Origin of the sequence: Corallococcus sp. AS-1-12 (assembly GCF_020036995.1) — a bacterium.
GTDB lineage: Bacteria > Myxococcota > Myxococcia > Myxococcales > Myxococcaceae > Corallococcus.
On sequence record NZ_JAIQDD010000029.1, the window covers coordinates 35138 to 55592 of the forward strand.

Below are 20455 nucleotides of genomic sequence, written 5' to 3' on the forward strand. Positions count from 1 at the left end.
GCTCAGGGCACGTACGGATACCGCGCCAACACCTTTCCCTCGGGTGAGACGGCGTACAGCTCGAATTCGTCGAACGCGAGCACGGTGCCGGGTGCCCATCCGCACCTGTCAGGTCGAGGGTTGATGCGGACGAAGTACATCCCCCGTTCCTCACCCACGATGACCTCCATTCCCTTCGCCGAGAAGGCGCAACTCCTGGCGTACTCCTTGGGATAGCGGGAGAGCCTCCGCTGCAATGCTGCGTGCGCGGCCAGGACCGCGGGCCCGTCCAGGGTCGCCAGGGGCTGAAGGTCGTCAGGCCACTGGATGCCTTCCGCGACAATGGGCGCGCGCACTCCCGCATCCGAGCCTGCGGAGGCAGCGGGAAACGCGGGGTTCTTCACGATGGAATGCGCTGACCGGGCCGGCTCCGTTCCTCCGTCCTGGAGAAGCGACACGAGGAGAAGCAGGGCGTGGGGTCTCAGCATGGGTGTCTCCTCGAGTGGAGCCGTGAACCTTCTACCACTCCAACGCGGGGATGCATTCCGGAGGACCTCCACGAGGGCTGAGAGGGCCAGGAGGCGTCCCGGGCTGGCAGGTCGATACCCGTTCCCAGTCCCTGCGTTGCTCATGCCACCGGTACATCCAGCCGGCCTGATTCCACTTGTAGAAGCGGGGTGAGTCCCGATGCCCTGTGGCAAGCCATCCCCAGGCCGGAACCAACTCACCACGCGAGTCCCTGATCAGCTTCCCGCTGGGGGTCGCGCCATAGGTCACGACCACCCATCCGCCCTGCTCCATCCTCATCGCGGGAAAGACCTTCAGGTCGCGGCTGCTGACAGGGGTTCCGCAGGGATGGTTGTGAGCGAACCCGAAGATGGGCACATCGGATCCGAACTCCTCGTCATCCACGCCGCCATAGGCAGGCCGGCAACCGGAATCCTCTCCCACGAAGCTCCGGATGGGCCAGGAGACACGCCAGTCTTGCGGCGTCTTGTAGATGGAGACGCAGTATTCGACGGCATCCCGGCGCTAACGCCCCGTGTTCGAGTCGCAGGCATCCGCCAGTTGTCCACGCTGGAGACCCGGCCGTACGTGTACCTGCAGTTCTGAGGACGTTGCCATCCTCGACGGAGCCGGGATGGCAACTTGTAAGCCGCAGTTACAAGTTCGCTTCAGTTCACCTGGAGGGTGAACAGGGTCACCCGGTTGTCGGCGGTCAGGCCCACGCGGTACCGCCACGTCGCGGTGCCGAACTGCACCAGGTACGTGTAGATGCGGTCGTCGCCCTTCGTCTCCCGCTTCGCCAGCACCAGCGGCCCCGCGGGTCCGAGCGTCTGCAACAGGGACTGGAAGACCGGCCCGGCCTCCTCGAAGTACCGGTCCGGCACGTAGGCGAACATCGACGGCTCCCAGGCTCCCTGCCGCGTCTTCTCCAACAGCTCCGTGAGAAACGCCGTGACCTCCGGCTCCGTGTCCGGAATGGGCTTGAGCGGCGGCACCGCGAGCGCCGGATTCACGATGGCCGCGATGCCCTCCACGAACAGCATCGGGTTCGACCGGTCCATGTTCGCCAGCACCACGATGGACAGCCCGTCCCCCAGGAAGCGGGCGTAGGCCGTCCGGAAACCCTGCCACGCTCCCGTGTGCTGGTGCAGCGGCTGGCCGTTGCGCTCCAGCACCTCCCACCCGAAGCCGTACGGCCAGGGAGCGCCGCTGTTCAACTTCGCCGGTGACAACATCTCCTTCCAACTGCCCCGCGACAGGACGTCCCGCTTCTCCACCGCCTCCTCCCAGGCCAGCATGTCCTTCAGCGAGAAGTAGAGCGCGCCATCCCCCGTCGTGTTCAACGACTGCGACACCCAGCGCTGGTTCCTCACCACGCCACCCACCAGTTGGTAACCCGCCGCGCGGTTCGGGATGACGTCCGCCTCGCTGATGCCGCGCGCCGTCTTCATGCCCGCGGGCTTGAAGACCTGGCGCCCCAGGACCTCCTGGTACGTCATGCCCGCGACGCGGTTCACCAGGATGCCCAGCAGCACGTAGCCGGAGTTGCTGTAGCTCCACCGCAGCCCCGCCGGGAACTGCAACGGCAGTGAGTAGATGAACTCCGCGAACTCCTGCTCCGTGTAGTCCTTGCGCTCGTCGAGCAGCCCCTCCAGGTCCTTGATGCCAGACGTGTGCGTCAGCAGGTGGCGCACCGTGATGGGCTTCCACGTCGCGGGCGCGTCCGGAAAGTACTTCGTCACGCTGTCGGACAACGACACGCGCCCCGCCTCCACCTGGAGCATCACCGCCGTCGCGGTGAACATCTTCCCCAACGAACCCGACTGGAAGAGCGTGTCCGTCTCCACCGGGACCTGGTGCTCCAGGTTCGCGAACCCATATCCCTTCGCCAGCACCACCCGTCCGTGACTCACCACCCCCACGGCGAGCCCCGGCACGCCCAGCCGCTTCTGCTCCGCGCGCACGAACGCGTCGATGCGCTCGCGGAGCGACTCACGTCCACGGAGCGGGTCCTGGGCCTGGGCGGGACGGGCCACCAGCAGGCCCATCAGGAAGACCACCGTCAACGCGAGCGACTTCAGGGAAGGGCGCATGGGTTTCCAGTCGGGGTTCCCCTTCAGGAGTCCGCGTCCACGCGAACGATGCACGCTCCGCGATATGAACAGCTCGCCATGAGCCGTGCGCCATCCAGGGGCCCTCCCCCGCCTCCGTTCCGCTTCCGCCGGCGCCTGCTGGCGGTGATGCTGCTCGCGGGCCTCATCCCCCTGGCGCTGCTGGGCGCCCTCGCCCAGGGCGTGCTGGAGCGCGTGCTCTCCATCTCCATCGCGCCCGTGGAGGCCGTGCTCGACGACGTCTCCGACGAGCTGAGCCGCCGGGGGCTGCCGCCGGACGCGCTCGACGAGGCCCGGTTGAACCTGGCGCAGGCGGAGCTGGCGCGGCGGGCCCTGGTGCGCCGCGTGCCCGTGTTCATCGCCGCGGTGGGCGCGTTCGCCGCCGTCGTGCTGGCCGTGTCCGCCGTGCTCCTGGGCCGCGTCCTCACGCGCCCCATGGCCACGCTGTTGGACGGCATGCGGGCCTACTCGCGCGGAGACCTGTCCGTCCGCCTGCCCGTGCCCGAGCCCGCTCGCGACGAGCTCCAGTTCCTCCTGGGCCAGTTCAACCGCATGGGCCAGGAGCTGCTGGACCAGCGCGAACACCTCAAGGCCGCCGAGCAGATCGCCGCGTGGCAGGACGTGGCCCGGGCGCTCGCCCACGAGCTGAAGAACCCCCTGACCGCAATGAGGTTGTCGCTCGCGCGTCTGTCCCCTCGGGATGCCGACACCCCGCCAGACCCGACGCGCCTCGCCGAAGCCGTGGCGCTCCTCCAGGAGGAGGTGGACCTGCTCATGCGCATGACCCAGAGCTTCTCCACCTTCGCGCGCCTGCCCGCCCCCCGCTTCCAGGACGTCGCGCTGCGTCCGCTGCTCTCGGAGGTGTGCGCGCTGTACGCGGGCACGTCGCCGGTGCCCGTGGTGCTGGACCCCGGCCAGGAGGTGTCCCTGCGCGCGGACCCGGACGGACTGCGCCGCCTCTTCGGCAACCTGGTGAAGAACGCCACCGAGGCCTCTCCACCAGACGCCCCACCCGTCCACGTCGCGCTGCACGAAGCGGCGGACGGCCGGGTGCACGTCACCGTGAGCGACGGCGGCAGCGGCGTCCCGGGCGTGCTGGAGGGCCCTGCCCTCACCCGGGGCCTGTTCAGCACCAAGCCCGGCGGCAGCGGGCTGGGTCTGCCCATCGCGCAGAAGATCGCCCACGAGCACGGCGGCACCTTGAGATTGGAGCCGGGCGCCCAGGGTGGCACCCGGGCCCAGGTGGTGCTGCCCTCCGACGCTTCCCAGGTGACCGCATGAAGACCGGCGCCCGCATCCTCATCGTCGACGACGACCCCGGCGTCATCCGGGCCGTGCGAGGGCTGCTGCAGGACGGAGGCTTCTCCACCGTGGAGGCCCGCTCCACGGCGGAGGCCTCACGCCTGCTCGAAGCCCCGGACGCGACGCCCGCGCTGATGCTGTTGGACCTGCGCATGCCCGGTGAGACGGGGCTGGAGCTGCTGGCGCGCCTGCCCAAGCCACTGCCCGTCCCGGTGGTGGTCCTGTCCGGCGAGGCGTCCCCTTCCGAAGCCGTGCAGGCCCTGAAGCTGGGGGCCACGGACTTCGTGGAGAAGCCTCCGTCCCCCGAGCGCCTCCTCACGGCGCTGCACAACGCGCTGGCCCTGGGCGCGCTGCGCGAGGAGCGCGAGCGGCTGCTGGACGCGCTGGCCCAGCCAGGGAACCTGGTGGGCGAGAGCCCGGCCATGGAGTCCCTGCGCCAGCTCATCGCGCGCGTGGGCCCCAGCGACACGGCGGTGCTGATCACCGGCGAGACAGGCACCGGCAAGGAGCGCGTGGCGCAGGCGCTGCACAAGGCCTCCGGGCGCAAGGGCCGGCTGGTGGCGGTGAACTGCGCGGCCATCCCCTCCACGCTGCTGGAGAGCGAGCTGTTCGGCCACGAGCGAGGCGCCTTCTCCGGCGCGGTGGCGCGGCGCGCGGGCCGCTTCGAACAGGCGCAGGGCGGCACGCTGTTCCTGGACGAACTGGGGGACATGCCGCTGGAGCTCCAGGCCAAGCTGCTGCGCGTGCTGGAGACACGTCAGGTGGAGCGGCTGGGCGGCACGCTGCCGGTGCCGGTGGACGTGCGCATCCTCGCGGCCACGCACCAGGACCTGGGCCGCGCCGTGAAGGAAGGCCGCTTCCGGCAGGACCTCTTCTTCCGGCTCAACGTGTTGCCGCTGCACCTGCCGCCGCTGCGCGAACGCCCCGAGGACCTGCTGCCCCTCGCGCGAGTCTTCGCCGCGGAGCTCGCGGGCCCCAGGACGCCGCTCGTGCTCGCGCCGGGAGCGGAGGCCGCGCTGCGCGCCTACCCGTGGCCCGGCAACGTGCGCGAGCTGCGCAACGTCATCGAACGGCTGAACCTGCTCCGGGGCGACGGTCCGCTGGAGCTGGGACCGGACGCGGTGGCGGCTCCCACGGGCACCGCGCCCATGCCGCGCAGGGCGCTGGGGGACAAGAGCTACCGCGAGCACGTGGAGGACTTCGAGCGGGACCTCATCCGCGCCGCGCTCCGCGAAGGTGAAAGCATCGCCGGGGCCGCGCGCCTCCTCCAGGTGGACCGGGGCAACCTCTACCGGCGCATCAAGGCCCTGGGTCTGCCCGTCTCCTCGTGAGCCGCGCGATGTCACGGCCACAACCGCCCGACACATCCGGATGTGTCCATGACATCCGCCCGTCCGCTCGCCCTCCGTCGTTCCGGGCACTTGCCGTGAGGCCCCACCTGGAACGGAGCATGCTCCTGCCGCCCTCCATGAACCGTCTCGCACTGGCGCTCTGCTTCATCTCGCTCACGGCCATGGGCCAAACCCCACCGGATGCCGGTGGCTCCTCCGCACCTTCGGACCGCAACGCGGCCGGCACCTCCACCGCCGACGACACGCTCCGCCACGCTCAAGAGGGCAACCCTTCCGGCACTTCATCCGAGGGCAACGTCACCGCGCAGGACTCCAGCGACTCGACGTGCCCGGAGGGCTTCACCGAGGACGATGGCGACCTCTCGGACTCCACGGTCCTGGGGGCCCTGCAGGTGGAGGTCGATGGCCGGGGACTCACGCCCACGGGGCTGGAGTTTCGCGGGCTCCAGCGGCTCACGGATACGCAGGTCCGCAAGCTCGTCGGCGCGCCTCCCACGGAGGAGACCTCGCGTCCCCTGACGGCCACGCAGGTGCAGTCCCTGCTGCACCGCCTGGCACGCACCGGCCTCTTCGCGCGCGTGGAGCCCCGCGTTCGCGTCAGCGACCCCGGTCCGGCCCTGCTCGAGGTGACGTTGCAGGAGAACCCCACGCTCACGTCGGTGGAGTTCGAAGGCCTTCAGGACCTCCGGCCCGACGAGCTGTGGGATGCGCTGTTCGAGCGGTCCTCCCCTCCCCTCGACGAGGACGACGCGGAGGACGAGGTCACCACGCTGCGCGTCCACAAGCGCCACGGGAGGGTGAAGGTCGTCAGCCCCTGCCCCGCGCCGCGCCCGCCCCGCACGTGGCTGGCGCGGAGGGAGGGCGGTGCGTTCCGTCCCGGCATCATGCTGGGGGGCCTGGACGCCGCGCTCGACCGGCTCCTCAAGACCCTCCGCGAGGACGACGGCTACCTGCTCGCGACGGTGTCCGCCACGCTGTCCCCCGCGGGCCGGCTGGTCGTGACGGTGGACGAAGGCCGGTTGGAGTCCGTGGAGGTGCGCGGCGTGGACGAGCCGATGGCCTCGCGCGTGCGGGAGGCCCTGGGCCTGGAGCCCGGCGACGTCTTCCTCCGGAGTGACGCCCGCCGCGCCATGGAGCGCATGGAGTCGCGGCTGCCCTTCCTGCGCGCGGTGGACAGCGAGGACCTCCAGGACGACCGCACGCGCGTGCGCATCGTCGAGGAGCGCGAGGCCGACGGCACGCGGCACTACAGCACCAAGGAGGAGCCCCGCCGCGGGTCGCGGCGCCACGAGCGCGTGGAGTTCGAGCTGGGCTGGAGCCGGATGTTCCACGGAGGCTCCGGCGCAGGGAGCGACGGCCTCTCGCTGGAGGGGAAGCGGCTGATCGTGCACGTGCGCCCGCGTCCTCCGGACCTGGACGTGGACCTGCTGCCGGTGCACACGCAGGTGACGGGCTTCGCCCCGGGGCTGTCCGCGAGCCTCCGCATCTTCGACCCGCGGGACCGCGTGCACACGACGCTGGAGGGCGCGTTCTTCATCCCGCTGCGGCTGGGCGGACAGCGCATCCCGGACGACCCGGAAGGCACGCGCAGCCAGCGCCGCGTGAACCTGCTGGGCGGCGCCAAGGTGCAACTGCCCGGGCTGGGCCTCGAGGAGCTCGGCGCGCAGGTGCACGACTTCATCGACACGCTGGACCGCTGGCGGCTGGGGGACTTCGACTCGTACTTCTACTCGTTCCTCATCAACCGGCCGGACCGGGACTACTTCCGCCGTCAGGGCTTCACGGCCTTCGCCACCTGGCGCTGGGCGGAGTCGTGGCTCGCGGGCGTGGAGGTGCGCGGTGACACGATGAGCTCGCTCCAGTCCTTCACGCCGCCGCTCAGCCTCTTCCGGAGCGACGACCCGCCGTTCCCGAACGCGCCGGTGGACGAGGGGCGCTTCCGCTCCGCGGTGGTGCGGCTGGAGTACAGCGGCGCCGCGGAGCGTGGCACGCGCGTGGGCTCCCTCTTCCGCACGCCAGAGACGTCCCTCTTCGAGCGCCACAAGAGCTGGAAGCGCGAGCCCGCGCTGCGCGGCTTCGTGACGCTGGAGGTGGGTGAAGGCCCGGGCGCGGGCGGCGCGGACGCGCGCTTCTGGAAGCTGGTGGGCGACGTCGCCATGGACGTGCCCATGAACTGGCACACGGGGCTGAGCCTGCGCCTGCGGGCCGCGACGGGGCACGACCTGCCGCTCCAGAAGCAGGAAGCGCTGGGAGGCTGGACCGCGCTGCGAGGCTTCGGCTTCAAGGAGTTCCGGGGCGGAGACAGCTCGGTGCTCGCGAGCGCCGAATACCGCTGGCACGGCCTGGGCATCTTCGCGGACCTGGGGTCGGTGCATGCCGCGAGCGCGTGGTCGGATCCGCGGCTGGGCCTGGGCGGAAGCCTCCACCTCGGTGACGCCGTGCGCTTCGAGGCCGCATGGCGCATCGACGAGAAGGCCCAGCTCACCCCCGAGGCGCGCCTGCTGTTCAACCGGACCTTCTGAGCCATGGGAAGGCACGCCACAAAGCGCGGGCAAGGCGCGGCGCTCGCCGTCGCGGCGGGCCTGCTCGCGTCCGGCGCGCGCGCGGAAGAGGCGTCCGCGGCCTGCACCGCGACGCTCTCCGGGAAGCGCGTGATGGTCCGGCCGGAGGCACGCGCCTTCATCTCCCCGGAGCTGGACCGGCTGGTGCGGCTGGGCCTCGCGGGAAAGCTGGAGGTGGAGCTGACGCTCTGGCGGCGCCGCGCCTTCTGGTTCGACGCGCACCTGGACAGCGCGCGAGTCACCCAGGTGCTCGCCTTCACCCGCGACGGCTACGTGCTGGACGGGCGTGAGCTGACGGGAGGCGTGGGCACGCTGGAGCTGGAGCGCGTGGCCTGGACGCTGGACGCGAGGCCCGGAGCGGACGAGCACTTCGTGGTGCAGGTGGAGGTGCGGCTCCAGGTCGTGACCGCCGCGAGCCTGGGCCGCATGGCGCGCTGGCTCACGCAAGGCGAGGCCTCGTCCTCCGGCACGCCCGTCCTGGGGAGCCTGCTGCGCTCCGTGGCGGAGGACCTGGCGCGACAGGCCACCGGCCGCTGCGACGTGAGCCGGCCGCCCTGACGCGGCCCTCAGCCCCGCCGCGCCACCAGCGCCACCAGCGCCACCAGCGCGATGCGCTCCACGCCCGCGTACGGCGCCTTCTCCAGCTCCTCGCCGAACACGTCCGGGTCCAGCTCCTCGTAGCGGACCTCCGCGAGCGGCGCTCCCCGCCACACCGGCTCCAGCGCGGTGCGCAGCAGGTCCTCGCCGTCCACCACCGGCGCGCCCGTGTAGAGCACCAGCGTCCCGCCCGGCTCCAGGCGCTCCACGCCCTCACGCACGATGCGCACCGACAGCTCCGTGCCGTGCGTGCCGCCACCGTCCCGGTACGTGCGCTTGTCCGTGTCCGCCAGGTACGGCGGGTTCGCCATGATCAGGTCGAACCGGCCGGACACGTCCCGCAGCAGGTCCGACTGCACCGCCTGGACCGCGCGCGCGTCGTTCAGCCTCGCGTTCACCCGCGAGTACTCCAGCGCCAACGGGTTCAGGTCCGCGAGCACCACCTGCGCGCTCCTCGCCGCCACCGACAGGCCACCGGCTCCGGAGCCACACCCCAGGTCCACCACGCGCCGGAAGCTGCCCGGCACCCGCTGGAGCAACGCGCAGAACCGGTAGGTGTCCGGCCCGAAGAACACCGCGTCCTGCTGCGACGTGGGCCACGCGGAGTGGACATACAGGCCCGCGCCCAGGCTGGAGAACCGGACCCGGCTGCGGTGCGTCCCGTCCTCGCAGTCCACCAGCGCGCCCGCCTCATCCAGCAGCGCCACCATCCGCGGCTCCAGCACGCCCGGCCCGAAGGGACGGCTCCACCCGAACACGTCCCGAACCGAATGGGCCACCTTCGCCCCCGGCCGCGCGTTCACCCGCCGGTGCGTCTCCGGAGTCACCGTCGTGAAGGCATACCCCCTGGCGCGCAGGGCTTCTCCCAGCGCCACCAGCGCGGCCTCCCTCACCTCCATGGCCCCGCCCCCATCGCCACCGTCCACGTACGCGCCCTTTCGAAGGCTTCCCCCTCAACGTGGGAACGGCCCTCCGGAGCGACAAGGCGCTCTCCGCGGGGGCCGCCCGCCAGCACGGCCTCGTGGCTCAGCGGCCAGCAGGCGGGGGAGCGTCCAGCAGGTCGTGGATGCCCGGCACCTCCGCCACGAACTGCAGGAAGTTGCGCAGGATGCGCCCCGTGGCGCCCCAGATGACGTGCTCGCCGTGCGTGTAGAAGTGCACGTCGTGCTCCATCCCCTCCCACGTGTGCCGCTCCACCCGGAGGATGGCGGGGTCCAGCAGGCGCGCCAGCGGCACCTCCAGCACCAGGTCCACCTCCACCGGGTTGGGCACGTACCGCCCGTCCCCCGGGACGACGCCCACGTAGGGGCGGATGCGGTACGCGGACGTGGTGGGCGTCTCGTCCAGCAGGCCCAGCACGCGCACGTGGGTGCGCGCGATGCCCAGCTCCTCCTCCGTCTCGCGCAGCGCGGTCTCCACCGGGGTGACGTCCCGGGCCTCCTGGCCTCCGCCCGGGAACGCGTACTGCCCCGCGTGCGTGCGCAGGGTGGCGGGCCTCCGGGTGAAGACCACGTGGGGCACGCCGTCCCGCTCGAAGAGGGGCACCAGCACCGCGGCCTCTCGCAGCGCCCGGCCCTTCCACTCGAACGTCCGCGCCGGCCTCGCCGTCAGCCGCGTCTCCAGCGCATCGAACAGGGCCTGCACGCGCACGACCTCCCCCTTCCTCAGTCCGTGATCTGCTTCTCCACCGGAGGCTTCGTCGGAGCCTCGGGCGTCGCCAGGTTCTCCACGCCGGACATCGGCTTGAGGACGTTCGCCTGCAACAGCCCCAGCAGCAGCAGCCCCAGCGCGATGCGGTACACCACGAACACCAAGGTGGTGCGCCGCTTCAGGAAGCTCAACAGCCACGCGATGGCCGCCATGCCCGACAGGAAGGCCACCAGCGTCCCCACCACCAGTGCCACCGTCGACGGACGCTGCGTGGCCTCCAGCAGGTGCTTCAACTCGAAGATGCCCGCCAGCGTCGTCGCCGGAATGGACAGCAGGAACGAGTAGCGCGCCGCGTCCTCGCGCTTGAGCCCCAGCGACAGGCCGCCCGTGAGCGTCGTGCCGGACCGGGACGACCCCGGCACCAGCGCCAGCGCCTGCCACAGGCCGATGAGGATGCCGTCCTTCCACGTCATGTCCGCCACGGTGCGCTGGTGCGACGCGCGCTTCTCCACGACGAACAGCACGATGGCCAGCACGATGAGGCTGCCCGCGATGACGTAGAGCGAACGGAACTGCGTCTCGATGAGCTTCTTGAACGCCAGCCCGCAGATGCCGATGGGCAGCGTGCCCACGCCCACGAACCACGCGAGCCGCGCCTCCAGCGTGCCGAACGGGTCCCGCTTCACCAGCCCCACGACGAACGCCTTCACCAGCGCGACGATGTCCTTGCGGAAGTAGATGAGCACCGCGGCCACCGTGCCCAACTGGATGATGGCCGAGTACGCCGCGCCCGGATCCGGCCAGCCGAACAGCTCCGGCGTGATGCGCAGGTGCGCGGTGGAGCTGATGGGCAGGAACTCCGTGAGACCCTGGACCAGACCCAGGACGATGGCTTCGAGCAGGCTCATAGGGGGCGTGGCCGCCAGGGATATGCCCTGCCCCCCTGCCCCGCAAGCGCGAAGGTTCCCCACACCGGGGTCCGGGTCCGCCATTCGACCGTCCACGCGGGGAAGCCGGGTAGGCTTGGCCCCCGCCATGCCCCCCGTCCCCCTGTGTCCCTGCTCCTCCGGCCAGCGCTACAAGCAGTGCTGCGCCCCCTTCCACAAAGGCGAGGCGGAAGCCCCGGACGCCGAGCGCCTCATGCGCAGCCGCTACAGCGCCTTCGCGCAGCGCGACGCCGCCTACCTCTGGAAGACGCTCCACCCTGAACACCCGATGAGGGCCCGTCCGGAAGCGGACGTCGTGCGCGAGCTGCGCGCCTTCGCCCAGGCCCACCAGTACCCGGGGCTGGTCGTCATGGGTCACCAGCCGCCGGACGACTCGGGGCTCGCCCGCGTCCTCTTCTTCGCCAGGGTGTTCGAGAAGGGAAGGGACCAGTCCTTCGTGGAGCGCTCGGACTTCCGCCACGACGGCACCGGCTGGCGCTACCTGGACGGCGTCCTCAAGCTGCCGCGCGAGCTGAAGGTCCCGCCGGAGTCCCTCACGCTCGAGACCTTCCCCACGGACTGAAAGGGCGCCGCCGCGAAAATCCCCGTCAGGATTTTCGCGGCGTTTGCGTCCCTGGAGGTGCTGCCCGGCCGGAGAGGCCCTACACGCTCTGGTAAGGCTCCACCACCATGGGGCTCGCGGTTCGAATCCGCTCCTGGCCTGAAACGCCACCCAATCGTGGCTTCTCCACTCGGGCAGCACCCTTTCCTCCTCACGTCACCCTCGGGACCGCGCGTCCCGGTCGAGCGACGAGAGGTCCCGGTCATCCCCGTCGCCGCCCGGCGCGCCATCCGCGCCCAGTGACACGATGGCCGGCACGCCCTTGTCCAGCGTGTACACGTAGTCATTGCCCCACGGGTCGCGCGGCAGCTCCGGGAGGATGTTCTCCTCCACCAGCGCGCGCAGCCCCGTGGAGGTGTCCGGCAGCCGGCCCTTCTTCATCGCGTACAACTGGAGGCCCTGCCCCAGCGAGCCGAAGTCCAGCCCCACGCGCTGCTGCTTCGCCTGGCCGAACTGCCCCATCACCGACACGCCCACGGCGGCCGCGATGAGGCCCAGGATGGTGATGACAACCATGATTTCAATCAGCGTCATGCCGCGCTGACGTCGCTGCTTCTTGTCCATGTCTGTCTCTCTGGCACGCGGACCGGCACGGGCCGCTGTCAGCGTGTCCCTCACGGAAGGCCCCTCTGCCTTCCGGGATGACTGCCATTGCAACCCATGGGCCCACGTCACTCCGCCCCAGGGCCGTGCGGCAGCGGCCCGCTCAGGCGTCCTCCGGCGCGTGCGACACCACCCAGAGCGGCGTGTCTCCACACTGCACCAGCAGCTCATCCCCCTGCCGGGCCAGCAGCGTGCCCGGCCGCGCGTGGGGGTCCTCGCCCCGCCACGCCCGCGTGCGCTGCACCCGGACCCAGCGGCCCTGGAGCACCGCCCTCGCCTCGCCCCGCCCCTCGCGCCAACAGGCGAAGCGGCACGCGCGCACCTTCAAGTGCACGGCGCGCGCGCTGTCGCGCCAGTCGATGTCCCGGTACGCCGGCTCGAAGAAGGGCGCGAAGGTGGCGTCCGCCTCCGCCTGGAGCTCGCCCGCCTCTCCCCGCGCCACGCCCTCCACCACCCCGGGCAACAGCCCGCGCGCCGAAAGCAGCAGCTTCTCGAAGAGGACCTCCTCCGTGTCCTCGTCCACCACGGGGAACGTCCCCCGCGCGAGCACGGGGCCGGTGTCGAAGCTCGCGTCCATGCGGTGGAAGGTGAGCCCCAGCTCGCGGGCGTCCTCGCGCAGCGCCCACCCCAGCGGACAGGGCCCCCGGTAGCGCGGCAGGAGGGACGGGTGCACGTTCACCGCCCCCAGCCTCGGCAGCGCCAGCGCCTCCGGCGACAGCTTCCACGGGAAGAAGAAGCACAGGAGGAGGTCCGGCTTCAGGCCCGCCAGCCGGGGCGTCAGGTGCGCCCGCTCGCTCACCCACAGCACGTCCACCGGCGGCGGCGCGGCCTCGAAGAGCCGCCCCAGCTCCGCCCACCCCTCCAGGTCCAGCGGGCGCAGGCCCCGGAGTCCCGCGGGCACCACCAGCGCCACCACGTCATGCCCCTGGGCCCTCAGCGCCAACGTGAAGTCGTGCGCCACCGCGGGGGCCACGGTGAGCAGCACGATGCGCCAGCCAGACGCGGCACCCGGAGTCGGCATGGCCGTGTCCTAACAATTCACCCGCCGTGCGCGCCCGGCCAACGCACGCGCGATGCCCGGAAATGAAAACGCGCTCGCCCCCGGGAAGGAGACGAGCGCGTGGGCTCAGCCGGAGTGCGGCCGGTGCGTCAGACCGCCTTCAGGCGGGGCGTGCGCGCCTTGGGGGCGGGGGCGGCGACGGCCTCACGGAGCGCGTCCTTCTTGTCCGTGCGCTCCCAGGTGAACTCCTTCTCGGAGCGGCCGAAGTGACCGTACGCGGCGGTCTTCTGGTAGATGGGCCGCAGCAGGTCCAGGTGCTCCGTGATTTCGCGCGGGCGCAGGCCGAACACCTGGCGCACGGCGCGGGCGATCTGCTCTTCCGGCACGGTGGACGTGCCGAAGGTCTCCACCATCACGCTGACAGGCTCCGCCACGCCGATGGCGTAGGACACCTGCACCTCGCAACGGCTGGCCAGGCCCGCCGCCACGACGTTCTTCGCGATGTAGCGGCCCATGTACGCGGCCGAGCGGTCCACCTTGGACGGGTCCTTGCCGCTGAACGCGCCGCCACCGTGACGGCCCATGCCGCCGTAGGTGTCGACGATGATCTTCCGGCCCGTGAGGCCCGAGTCGCCCATGGGGCCGCCGATGACGAAGCGGCCCGTGGGGTTGATGAAGAACTTGGTCTTGTTGTCGATGAGCTTCTTCGGCAGGACCTTCAGGATGACGTCCTCGCGGATGGCCTCCTGGATCTTCTTGTTGGAGACGTCATCCGAGTGCTGCGTGGACAGCACCACCGCGTCGATGCGCAGCGGCTTGCCGTCCTTGTACTCCACCGTGACCTGGCTCTTGCCGTCCGGGCGGATCCACGGGTGGTTCTTGCGGCGCACCTCCGCCAGGCGGCGGGTGAGCTGGTGCGCGTAGTGGATGGGCGCGGGCATCAGCTCCGGCGTCTCGTCGCACGCGAAGCCGAACATCATGCCCTGGTCGCCGGCGCCCTGGTCCTTCTTGTTGTCCACGCCCCGCGCGATGTCCTGGCTCTGGCCCTCGATGGCCACCATGACGCCGCAGGTGTGGCCGTCATAGCCCATGGAGCTGTCGGTGTAGCCAATGCGCGTGATGGTCGAGCGGACGATCTTCGGGATGTCCACGTAACAATTCGTCGTCACCTCGCCCGCGACGATGGCGAGGCCCGTCTTCACGAGCGTCTCCACGGCGACGCGCGCCTGCGGATCCTTGGCGATGATGGCATCGAGCACACCGTCGGAGATCTGGTCGGCGATCTTGTCCGGGTGGCCCTCGGTGACGGATTCAGACGTGAACAGGAAGTCGGTAGGCATGTCTTCTCGGGCTTCGCGCTAATTCGGTGACGCAGCGCAGAGGGCGGACACTAAACGTGCGGTCCCAGCAGAGTCAAACCTGTCGCCACGCGGGTTTATTCGGCGCAAGCGCCCTTCGGGCAGGCGGACCTGACGCCCCAGGTGTGCCCGCCCGCCGGATGAATTTAATGGTTCGCGCGGCGTTCCCCTGGGCTACAGGACCCGCGCCCTTCTTCCGGAGGTCACCGACCCATATGAACGTGAACGCACGCATTCGCACCCTTCCCTTCCTGGTTGCCCTCACCTTCGCCGTGCCCGCGCTCGCCGCGCCCAAGGCTTCCGAAGCCATCACCAAGCCGGTGAAGACCGTGGTGCAGTCGGTGCGCTACGAGAAGGACCTCAAGGCCCTGGAGAACCTGGGCGGCGACCAGCAGGGCCTCTTCCTGCTGGGCGACGAATGGACCAAGGCCACGGACGCCCAGCGCAAGGAGTTCACCCAGCTCTTCCAGAGCCTGTTCGCGAAGATCGCCTTCCCCAAGGTGCGCGAGAACTTCAAGAACCTGGACTCCATCACCTACGACGAGCCGCAGGTGACCGGCGACAAGGCGCTCGTGGGCTCCACCATCTTCATCAACCACCCGCTGAAGAAGCAGGAGATGAAGCTCAAGTACGCGGTGGAGAAGGTGGGCTCCAACTGGAAGGTCGTGGACGTGTCCGTGCTGGGCGACTCCATGCTCACCGGCATCCGTGACGACCAGGTCCGCCCCCTCTTCAAGGAGGGCGGCTGGGACGGGCTGCTCGGCGCCATGCGTGCCAAGAACAACGAGCTGGGTTCGGTGAAGCTGAAGTAATCCAGCCGTCCGCCCCCCGGGCAGCCGGGCGACCCGGCCCTCGCCGCTCCTTCGGATTCCCGGGGGAGGCGCGGGCCGGGTAGGCTGGGGCGCTCCCCCTCCCCCGGAGCGCCTGGCGAATGAGTGTTTCGACCCCCGCCCCGCGGCTGCAGCTCCGGGGTGCCCCGTCCGACCGTGAGATGGACGCCTTCTGCGTCCAGTACGCGCCCCGGGCCCCCGGCCACCCCGCGGTAAGGGACCTGCTCCGGCTGCTGCTGGAGGTCCCCGGCGAGGGCCTGGAGCCGCGCCTGGAGTGGGTGGAGCGGTGGATCCACTGGATGCGCGACCGCATCCCCGCCCACGGCCTCACGGACGTGGACGACGGCGCGCTGTCCCCCGCCAACTCCCGGCTGTCCCTGCTGGTGCGCGTGCTGGAGGGCGAGAGCGCCCTGCGCGCGTCCGTCACCCGGCTGGTGGCGGGGGTGTGCGCGGGCAGCCGGGGCCTGAAGCTCTTCGCCCAGGTGGGCCTGAGCGCGGGCAACGGCTTCTTCTCCGAGCTGACGGACCGCTTCGTGCGCGGCGTGCTGCCCGCGCCGCCGGAGCCGGGCAAGCTGTCGGAGCTGCTCCTGCGCCTGTTCCCGGTGCCGGAGGACGCGGAGTGGCTGGGCGCGCTGTCCCCCATGCTGCTGGCGCGGCTGACGGCGCTGGTGGGCGAGCCGCCCCCACCGGAGCCCACCCCGTCCTCGCGCGTGCGCGGGGACCTGATGGACGCGCTGCTGCTGCTGGGCGTGCAGGTGGCGGGGCTGGGGCTGGCGGAGGACGTGCGCGACCGCACCCCGGACCTGGCCTTCCGCGCGTCCCCCTTCCTGCGGCTGCGGCTGGTGTCCGACGCGGTGCTGGCGCGCGACGGGGCCCAGGAGGCGCTGGCGGACCTGGCCCGCGCGGTGGAGGACTGCCGCGGCGTGGTGCGCACCGTCACCCGGCACCTGGAGGACTCGGGCGTCAGCGTGGACCTGGTGTACCGGCTGGAGCGCATCCAGCGCGGCCTGGACCGGATGGAGGCCATCGCGCGGGTGCTGGGCGCGCCCCGCGGCGAGCCCCGCTGGCGCGAGGCGCTGGCGCTCCTGTCGGACCTGCTGCGGCTGGCGCACTCGGACCGCTCCGTGCGCGCGCTGGTGCGGCGCAACTCGCGGCTGATGGCGCGGAAGATCATCGAGCGCACCGGCAACACCGGTGAGCACTACATCACCTCCACGCCCGCCGAGTTCCACCACATGGTGCACTCGGCCGCGGGCGGCGGGTTGCTCACCGCGTTCGCCGCCGCGATGAAGTTCGTCCTCACGGGCCTGCCGCTGGCCCCCTTCTTCGCGGGCCTCTTCGTCGCGCTCAACTACGCGGGCGCCTTCGTGGTGATGCAGTTGCTGGGCCTCACGCTGGCCACCAAGCAGCCGTCCATGACGGCCTCCACGCTGGCGGCGGCGGTGGGCGAGGACACCGGCCCGGACAGCCGCGCCCGGCGCATGGAGCGCCTGTCCGCGCTGGTCCCGCGCGTCACCCGCTCCCAACTGGCGGCCATCCTGGGCAACCTGGGCTGCGTGCTGCCCGTCGCGGTGGCGCTCGCGCTGGGCTTCCAGTCGCTCACGGGCCACACGTTCCTGTCGCAGGAGAAGGCCCGCCACGTCGTGGACACGCTCCACCCCTGGAAGAGCGCCACGCTGCTCTACGCCGCGCTCACCGGCGTGCTGCTGTGGGCGTCCAGCGTGGCCGCGGGCTGGTTCGAGAACTTCATCGTCTACCGCCGCCTGCCGGAGGCGCTGGCCCACCACCGGGTGCTGCGCGCGGTCTTCGGCGTGAACGGCGCGCGCAGGGTGGCGGACGCGCTCGAGCACCACGCCGCGGGCGTGGGCGGCAGCGTCACCCTGGGCGTGCTGCTCGCGGTGGCGCCGGGCGTGGGCGGCTTCTTCGGCGTCCCCCTGGACGTGCGGCACGTCACCTTCGCCTTCGGCTCGCTGGCCCTGGCCGGGTGCGCGCTGGGCCCCTCCGCCGTGCTGGAGCCGGGCTTCCTGGCGGCCGCCGCGGGGGTGCTCATCGTGGGCGTCGTCAACTTCGGCGTGTCCTTCGCGCTGGCCCTGGGCGTGGCCCTGCGCGCCCGCGACGTGCCGGTCCGCGAGGGCCCCCGCTTCCTGGGCGCCGTGTTCCTGCGCTTCCTGCGCAGCCCGCTCCCCTTCCTCCTGCCGCCCCGCGACGCGCCCGCCACGGGTGGGACCGAGGAGCAGGTCGTCCCCCTGGCGGCGCCCCCGGGGACCTGACGCGCCGAGGGGTTATTCCCGAGAGCCAAGAGGCCCTGTCTCGCGCGGAGGTAGGGCGGACAGGCATCCCGGGCTTTGCTTCCGGGCGGGGACGTTCGGCGGTAGGGTCCCGCGCCCATGAGCGGCAATCCTTCCTCCCATCCCCCGCCCCGCCTCGCCCTGGCCTACGCAGAGATGCTGGTCCGGCGCCCCGGCACCGTGATGACCGTGCTGTTGCTGCTGCTCGGCCTGGCGGTGTGGGGCACGTCGAAGCTGACCATCAACTCCAACCAGTTGGACCTCATCTCCCAGGACCTGCAGGAGGTGAAGGACGTCAAGCGGGTCATCGACATGGTGGGCGGCAGCGGCTTCTTCATGCTCACCTTCCGCGGTGACGACGAGGCCACGCTCAAGAAGGTCGCGGACGACGTGGCCGCGATGGTGGGCAAGGACAAGCAGAACGCGCGCTCCGTCACCTACAAGATTCCGGTCGAGTTCGTTCAGAACAACATGGTGTTGTTCGTGAAGACGGAGGACCTGGCCGAGGGCAAGCGCCGCATCATGGCGTTCCTCAAGGATCAGATCCGCCGCGCGAACCCCTTCTACATCGAGATCAAGAAGACGGAGCCGGTGAAGCTGGACCTGCAGGACCTGGTCGACAAGTACTCCAGCGTTGGCAACAAGAGCATCGCGGACGACTACTACATCTCCCAGGACCGCAAGCTGCTGCTGCTCCTCATCAAGCCGATGTGGGACACCAACCAGATTGGCCAGACGAAGCAGTACGTGGACAAGCTGCGCGTGGACCTGGAGCAGTACTCCAAGAGCAACGCCGCGGGCGTGCAGTTGGTGGAGGACTACTACAAGATGGGCGACAAGAAGACGGTCGCCTACGGCTTCACGGGCTCCTACAAGACGGCGGTGGACGACTCGTACGCCATCGAGGACTCGCTCCAGCCGGTCACCATCATCGCGCTCGTCGCCATCTTCGCCATCACCATCGCGTTCTTCCGCAAGTGGGCGCCCACGCTCATCGTGGTGAGCGGCACGGTGGCGGGCACGCTGTACACGCTGGGCTTCACCTACGCGACGCTGGGTGAGCTCAACATGATCACCTCCATCCTGGGCGGCATCCTGATGGGGTTCGGCATCGACTACGGCATCCACTTCATCTTCCGCACGCGCCTGGAGCTGGGCGCGGGCAAGCGCTACGACGTGGCCATCCGCGACGCGGTCATCAACGCGGGCCGCCCGGCGCTGGTGTCCGCGGTGGTGGTGGCGGGCTCCTTCTACGTGCTGATGGTGAGCGAGTTCAAAGGCTTCTCCCAGTTCGGCTTCCTGGCCGGCACGGGCACGCTGATGCTGGGCTTCACGCTGTTCTCCTGGTGCCCGGCGATGCTGGCGCTGGCCGGCCGGCGCGACCCGGAGCTTCCGCAGAAGCTCATCGGCATCATGAAGCCGCCGCCCGCGGTCAGCGCGACCGGCAAGGAGCTGCGCATCCCGCGCCCCGGCCTGGTGCTGGCGGTGGGCTGCGTGATTGTCGCGGTGGTGTGCGGCGCGGCCATCCCGTGGAAGAGCGGCGAGCCCCCGGCGGACGCGGGCTTCTTCGCGCGGCTGCCGTACGGCGTGCGCTTCAACTACAACACCCGCGCGCTGATGCCGGCGAACCAGCCGTCCGTGGTGCTGCAGGATGAAATCAACGCGCGCTTCAAGATCGCCAGCGACCCGCTCGCCGTCTACACCAAGGACCTGGCGGAGACGGAGGCCCTCTACAAGGAGCTGACGACCGACCCGAAGAAGCGCCCCGCCATCTCCCAGGTGATGAGCCTGTTCACCTTCGTGCCGCCGGAGGGCATCGCGCAGGCGAACACGAAGATCCTGGAGGAGTGGCAGGAGGAGCTGAAGGACATCGACGTGAAGGCGCTGCCGCCGGAGACGCAGGAGAAGGCGGCCCTGTTCTTCAAGATGCTGGAGGCGCGCCCCTTCGACGTGCACCACGTGCCGGAGATCTACGCCTCGCAGTTCCGGCACCTGCCCACGACGAGCCCGGAGAACCACGGCTACCTCACGTTCATCTACCCGAGCGTGGACCTGTGGGACGGCAAGCAGATGCTCCAGTTCGCGGACCAGACCAGCTCCATCAAGGGCATGGTGACGCCGGGCAAGTTCACGGACGCCGGCCCTTCCGGCCCGCCGGTGGAGAAGGAGTTCCGCGCCGCGGGCGCCACGCAGCTCTACGCGTCGCTGGCGCGCATGGTGCTCAAGGACGCGAAGCTCACGGTCATCCTCACCGCGCTGTGGATTCTCGTGATGCACTTCGCGGACTTCCGCAACGCGAAGCTGGCGCTGGCGTCCGTGATTCCGCTGACGGTGGGCCTGGCGATGATGATGGGCTTCATGGCGCTGTTCGACCTGCGCCTGAACTTCATGAACATCATCATCCTGCCCATCCTCCTGGGCTTCGGCGTGAGCCACGGCCTGTACCTCTTGCACCGCTTCCTGGAGGGCACGTCCCCGCTGGTGGCGCTGCGCAGCGTGGGCGCGGCGGTGGCGTCCTCCACGCTGACGGCGGTGGCGGGCTTCGCGGCGCTGCTGGTGGCCAGCCACAACGGCCTGCGCTCCATGGGCCTCGTGGCCTGCATCGGCCTCATCACCACGCTGCTGGTGTCCTTCACGGTGCTGGCGGCGGTGATGCAGCTCATGCACGACAAGCGCCAGAAGGACGCGGGACGTTCGCAAGAGGGCGGTTCCGCCTCCGGCGGTGACACGTCCTCCACACGCGCCGCCTGACAGCGCGGAGGAAGCGCT

Annotated in this window: 16 protein-coding genes; 8 read left to right on the forward strand and 8 right to left on the reverse strand. The window is 70.7% G+C overall.

Annotated features, from left to right (window positions below):
• Nucleotides 1-2 precede the first annotated feature (2 nt).
• Both K8556_RS32030 and K8556_RS32035 read right to left on the reverse strand, forming a co-directional pair.
• Nucleotides 3-335, reverse strand: coding sequence for a hypothetical protein (locus K8556_RS32030; RefSeq protein ID WP_223743907.1), 333 nt, complete (start codon nt 333-335; stop codon nt 3-5).
• 819 nt (nt 336-1154) lie between these two features.
• Nucleotides 1155-2579: a serine hydrolase gene (locus K8556_RS32035; RefSeq protein WP_223743908.1), complete on the reverse strand. Its 1425-nt coding sequence runs from the start codon at nt 2577-2579 to the stop codon at nt 1155-1157.
• Between the two features lie 78 nt (nt 2580-2657).
• Between K8556_RS32035 and K8556_RS32040 the strand changes: the two genes are divergently transcribed.
• The 4 genes from K8556_RS32040 (at nt 2658) to K8556_RS32055 (ending at nt 8370) form a co-directional block, all read left to right on the forward strand.
• A complete protein-coding gene (locus K8556_RS32040) occupies nt 2658-3878 on the forward strand; it encodes an ATP-binding protein (protein ID WP_223743909.1) in 1221 nt (406 codons plus the stop codon).
• A complete protein-coding gene (locus K8556_RS32045) occupies nt 3875-5230 on the forward strand; it encodes a sigma-54 dependent transcriptional regulator (protein ID WP_223743910.1) in 1356 nt (451 codons plus the stop codon). The genes K8556_RS32040 and K8556_RS32045 overlap by 4 nt, the downstream gene beginning before the upstream one ends.
• Before the next feature lie 137 nt (nt 5231-5367).
• Nucleotides 5368-7773, forward strand: a complete 2406-nt coding sequence (locus tag K8556_RS32050) for a hypothetical protein (protein WP_223743911.1) — start codon at nt 5368-5370, stop codon at nt 7771-7773.
• Between the two features lie 3 nt (nt 7774-7776).
• Entirely contained in the window at nt 7777-8370 is a 594-nt protein-coding gene (locus tag K8556_RS32055; protein ID WP_223743912.1) for a hypothetical protein, read from the forward strand.
• Between the two features lie 8 nt (nt 8371-8378).
• On the opposite strand, the gene K8556_RS32060 is transcribed toward K8556_RS32055, so the two are convergent.
• The 3 genes from K8556_RS32060 to K8556_RS32070 all read right to left on the reverse strand — a co-directional run bounded on the left by K8556_RS32060 (nt 8379) and on the right by K8556_RS32070 (nt 10967).
• The gene (locus tag K8556_RS32060) at nt 8379-9308 is read right to left on the reverse strand and encodes a class I SAM-dependent methyltransferase (RefSeq protein WP_223743913.1); all 930 of its coding nucleotides are present in this window, start codon (nt 9306-9308) and stop codon (nt 8379-8381) included.
• A 127-nt stretch (nt 9309-9435) separates the two neighbouring features.
• Nucleotides 9436-10059 (reverse strand): CoA pyrophosphatase, encoded by a 624-nt coding sequence (locus K8556_RS32065; protein ID WP_223743914.1) that lies wholly within the window; start codon nt 10057-10059, stop codon nt 9436-9438.
• A 14-nt stretch (nt 10060-10073) separates the two neighbouring features.
• Nucleotides 10074-10967 (reverse strand): undecaprenyl-diphosphate phosphatase, encoded by an 894-nt coding sequence (locus K8556_RS32070; protein ID WP_223743915.1) that lies wholly within the window; start codon nt 10965-10967, stop codon nt 10074-10076.
• Between the two features lie 127 nt (nt 10968-11094).
• On the opposite strand from K8556_RS32070, the gene K8556_RS32075 reads away from it, so the two are divergent.
• Nucleotides 11095-11568 carry a YchJ family protein gene (locus K8556_RS32075; RefSeq protein ID WP_223743916.1) on the forward strand — a complete coding sequence of 158 codons (474 nt, stop codon included), beginning with the start codon at nt 11095-11097 and terminating at the stop codon, nt 11566-11568.
• 195 nt (nt 11569-11763) lie between these two features.
• On the opposite strand, the gene K8556_RS32080 is transcribed toward K8556_RS32075, so the two are convergent.
• From K8556_RS32080 to metK, 3 genes are all read right to left on the reverse strand, one after another.
• Nucleotides 11764-12171, reverse strand: coding sequence for a type II secretion system protein GspG (locus tag K8556_RS32080; RefSeq protein ID WP_223743917.1), 408 nt, complete (start codon nt 12169-12171; stop codon nt 11764-11766).
• Between the two features lie 142 nt (nt 12172-12313).
• Nucleotides 12314-13231, reverse strand: coding sequence for a methionyl-tRNA formyltransferase (locus tag K8556_RS32085; protein ID WP_223743918.1), 918 nt, complete (start codon nt 13229-13231; stop codon nt 12314-12316).
• A 128-nt stretch (nt 13232-13359) separates the two neighbouring features.
• Nucleotides 13360-14550 (reverse strand): methionine adenosyltransferase, encoded by a 1191-nt coding sequence (gene metK / locus K8556_RS32090; protein WP_223743919.1) that lies wholly within the window; start codon nt 14548-14550, stop codon nt 13360-13362.
• Between the two features lie 239 nt (nt 14551-14789).
• Here metK and K8556_RS32095 point away from each other — a divergent pair, with 239 nt between their 5' ends.
• The 3 genes from K8556_RS32095 (at nt 14790) to K8556_RS32105 (ending at nt 20437) form a co-directional block, all read left to right on the forward strand.
• Nucleotides 14790-15380 carry an ABC transporter substrate-binding protein gene (locus K8556_RS32095; RefSeq protein WP_223743920.1) on the forward strand — a complete coding sequence of 197 codons (591 nt, stop codon included), beginning with the start codon at nt 14790-14792 and terminating at the stop codon, nt 15378-15380.
• A 119-nt stretch (nt 15381-15499) separates the two neighbouring features.
• Nucleotides 15500-17668 carry a site-specific recombinase gene (locus tag K8556_RS32100; protein WP_223743921.1) on the forward strand — a complete coding sequence of 723 codons (2169 nt, stop codon included), beginning with the start codon at nt 15500-15502 and terminating at the stop codon, nt 17666-17668.
• Between the two features lie 117 nt (nt 17669-17785).
• Nucleotides 17786-20437 carry an RND family transporter gene (locus K8556_RS32105; protein WP_223743922.1) on the forward strand — a complete coding sequence of 884 codons (2652 nt, stop codon included), beginning with the start codon at nt 17786-17788 and terminating at the stop codon, nt 20435-20437.
• Nucleotides 20438-20455 lie beyond the last annotated feature (18 nt).

What these genes read in the sequence shown, in the direction of transcription:
- K8556_RS32070 (WP_223743915.1), bottom strand. Translation starts at nt 10,967, where the DNA reads ATGAGCCTGCTCGAAGCCATCGTCCTGGGTCTGGTCCAGGGTCTCACG.
- K8556_RS32085 (WP_223743918.1), bottom strand. Translation starts at nt 13,231, where the DNA reads ATGCCGACTCCGGGTGCCGCGTCTGGCTGGCGCATCGTGCTGCTCACC.
- K8556_RS32100 (WP_223743921.1), top strand. Translation starts at nt 15,500, where the DNA reads ATGAGTGTTTCGACCCCCGCCCCGCGGCTGCAGCTCCGGGGTGCCCCG.
- K8556_RS32040 (WP_223743909.1), top strand. Translation starts at nt 2,658, where the DNA reads ATGAGCCGTGCGCCATCCAGGGGCCCTCCCCCGCCTCCGTTCCGCTTC.
- metK (WP_223743919.1), bottom strand. Translation starts at nt 14,550, where the DNA reads ATGCCTACCGACTTCCTGTTCACGTCTGAATCCGTCACCGAGGGCCAC.
- K8556_RS32045 (WP_223743910.1), top strand. Translation starts at nt 3,875, where the DNA reads ATGAAGACCGGCGCCCGCATCCTCATCGTCGACGACGACCCCGGCGTC.
- K8556_RS32055 (WP_223743912.1), top strand. Translation starts at nt 7,777, where the DNA reads ATGGGAAGGCACGCCACAAAGCGCGGGCAAGGCGCGGCGCTCGCCGTC.
- K8556_RS32050 (WP_223743911.1), top strand. Translation starts at nt 5,368, where the DNA reads ATGAACCGTCTCGCACTGGCGCTCTGCTTCATCTCGCTCACGGCCATG.
- K8556_RS32075 (WP_223743916.1), top strand. Translation starts at nt 11,095, where the DNA reads ATGCCCCCCGTCCCCCTGTGTCCCTGCTCCTCCGGCCAGCGCTACAAG.
- K8556_RS32060 (WP_223743913.1), bottom strand. Translation starts at nt 9,308, where the DNA reads ATGGAGGTGAGGGAGGCCGCGCTGGTGGCGCTGGGAGAAGCCCTGCGC.
- K8556_RS32080 (WP_223743917.1), bottom strand. Translation starts at nt 12,171, where the DNA reads ATGGACAAGAAGCAGCGACGTCAGCGCGGCATGACGCTGATTGAAATC.
- K8556_RS32035 (WP_223743908.1), bottom strand. Translation starts at nt 2,579, where the DNA reads ATGCGCCCTTCCCTGAAGTCGCTCGCGTTGACGGTGGTCTTCCTGATG.
- K8556_RS32105 (WP_223743922.1), top strand. Translation starts at nt 17,786, where the DNA reads ATGAGCGGCAATCCTTCCTCCCATCCCCCGCCCCGCCTCGCCCTGGCC.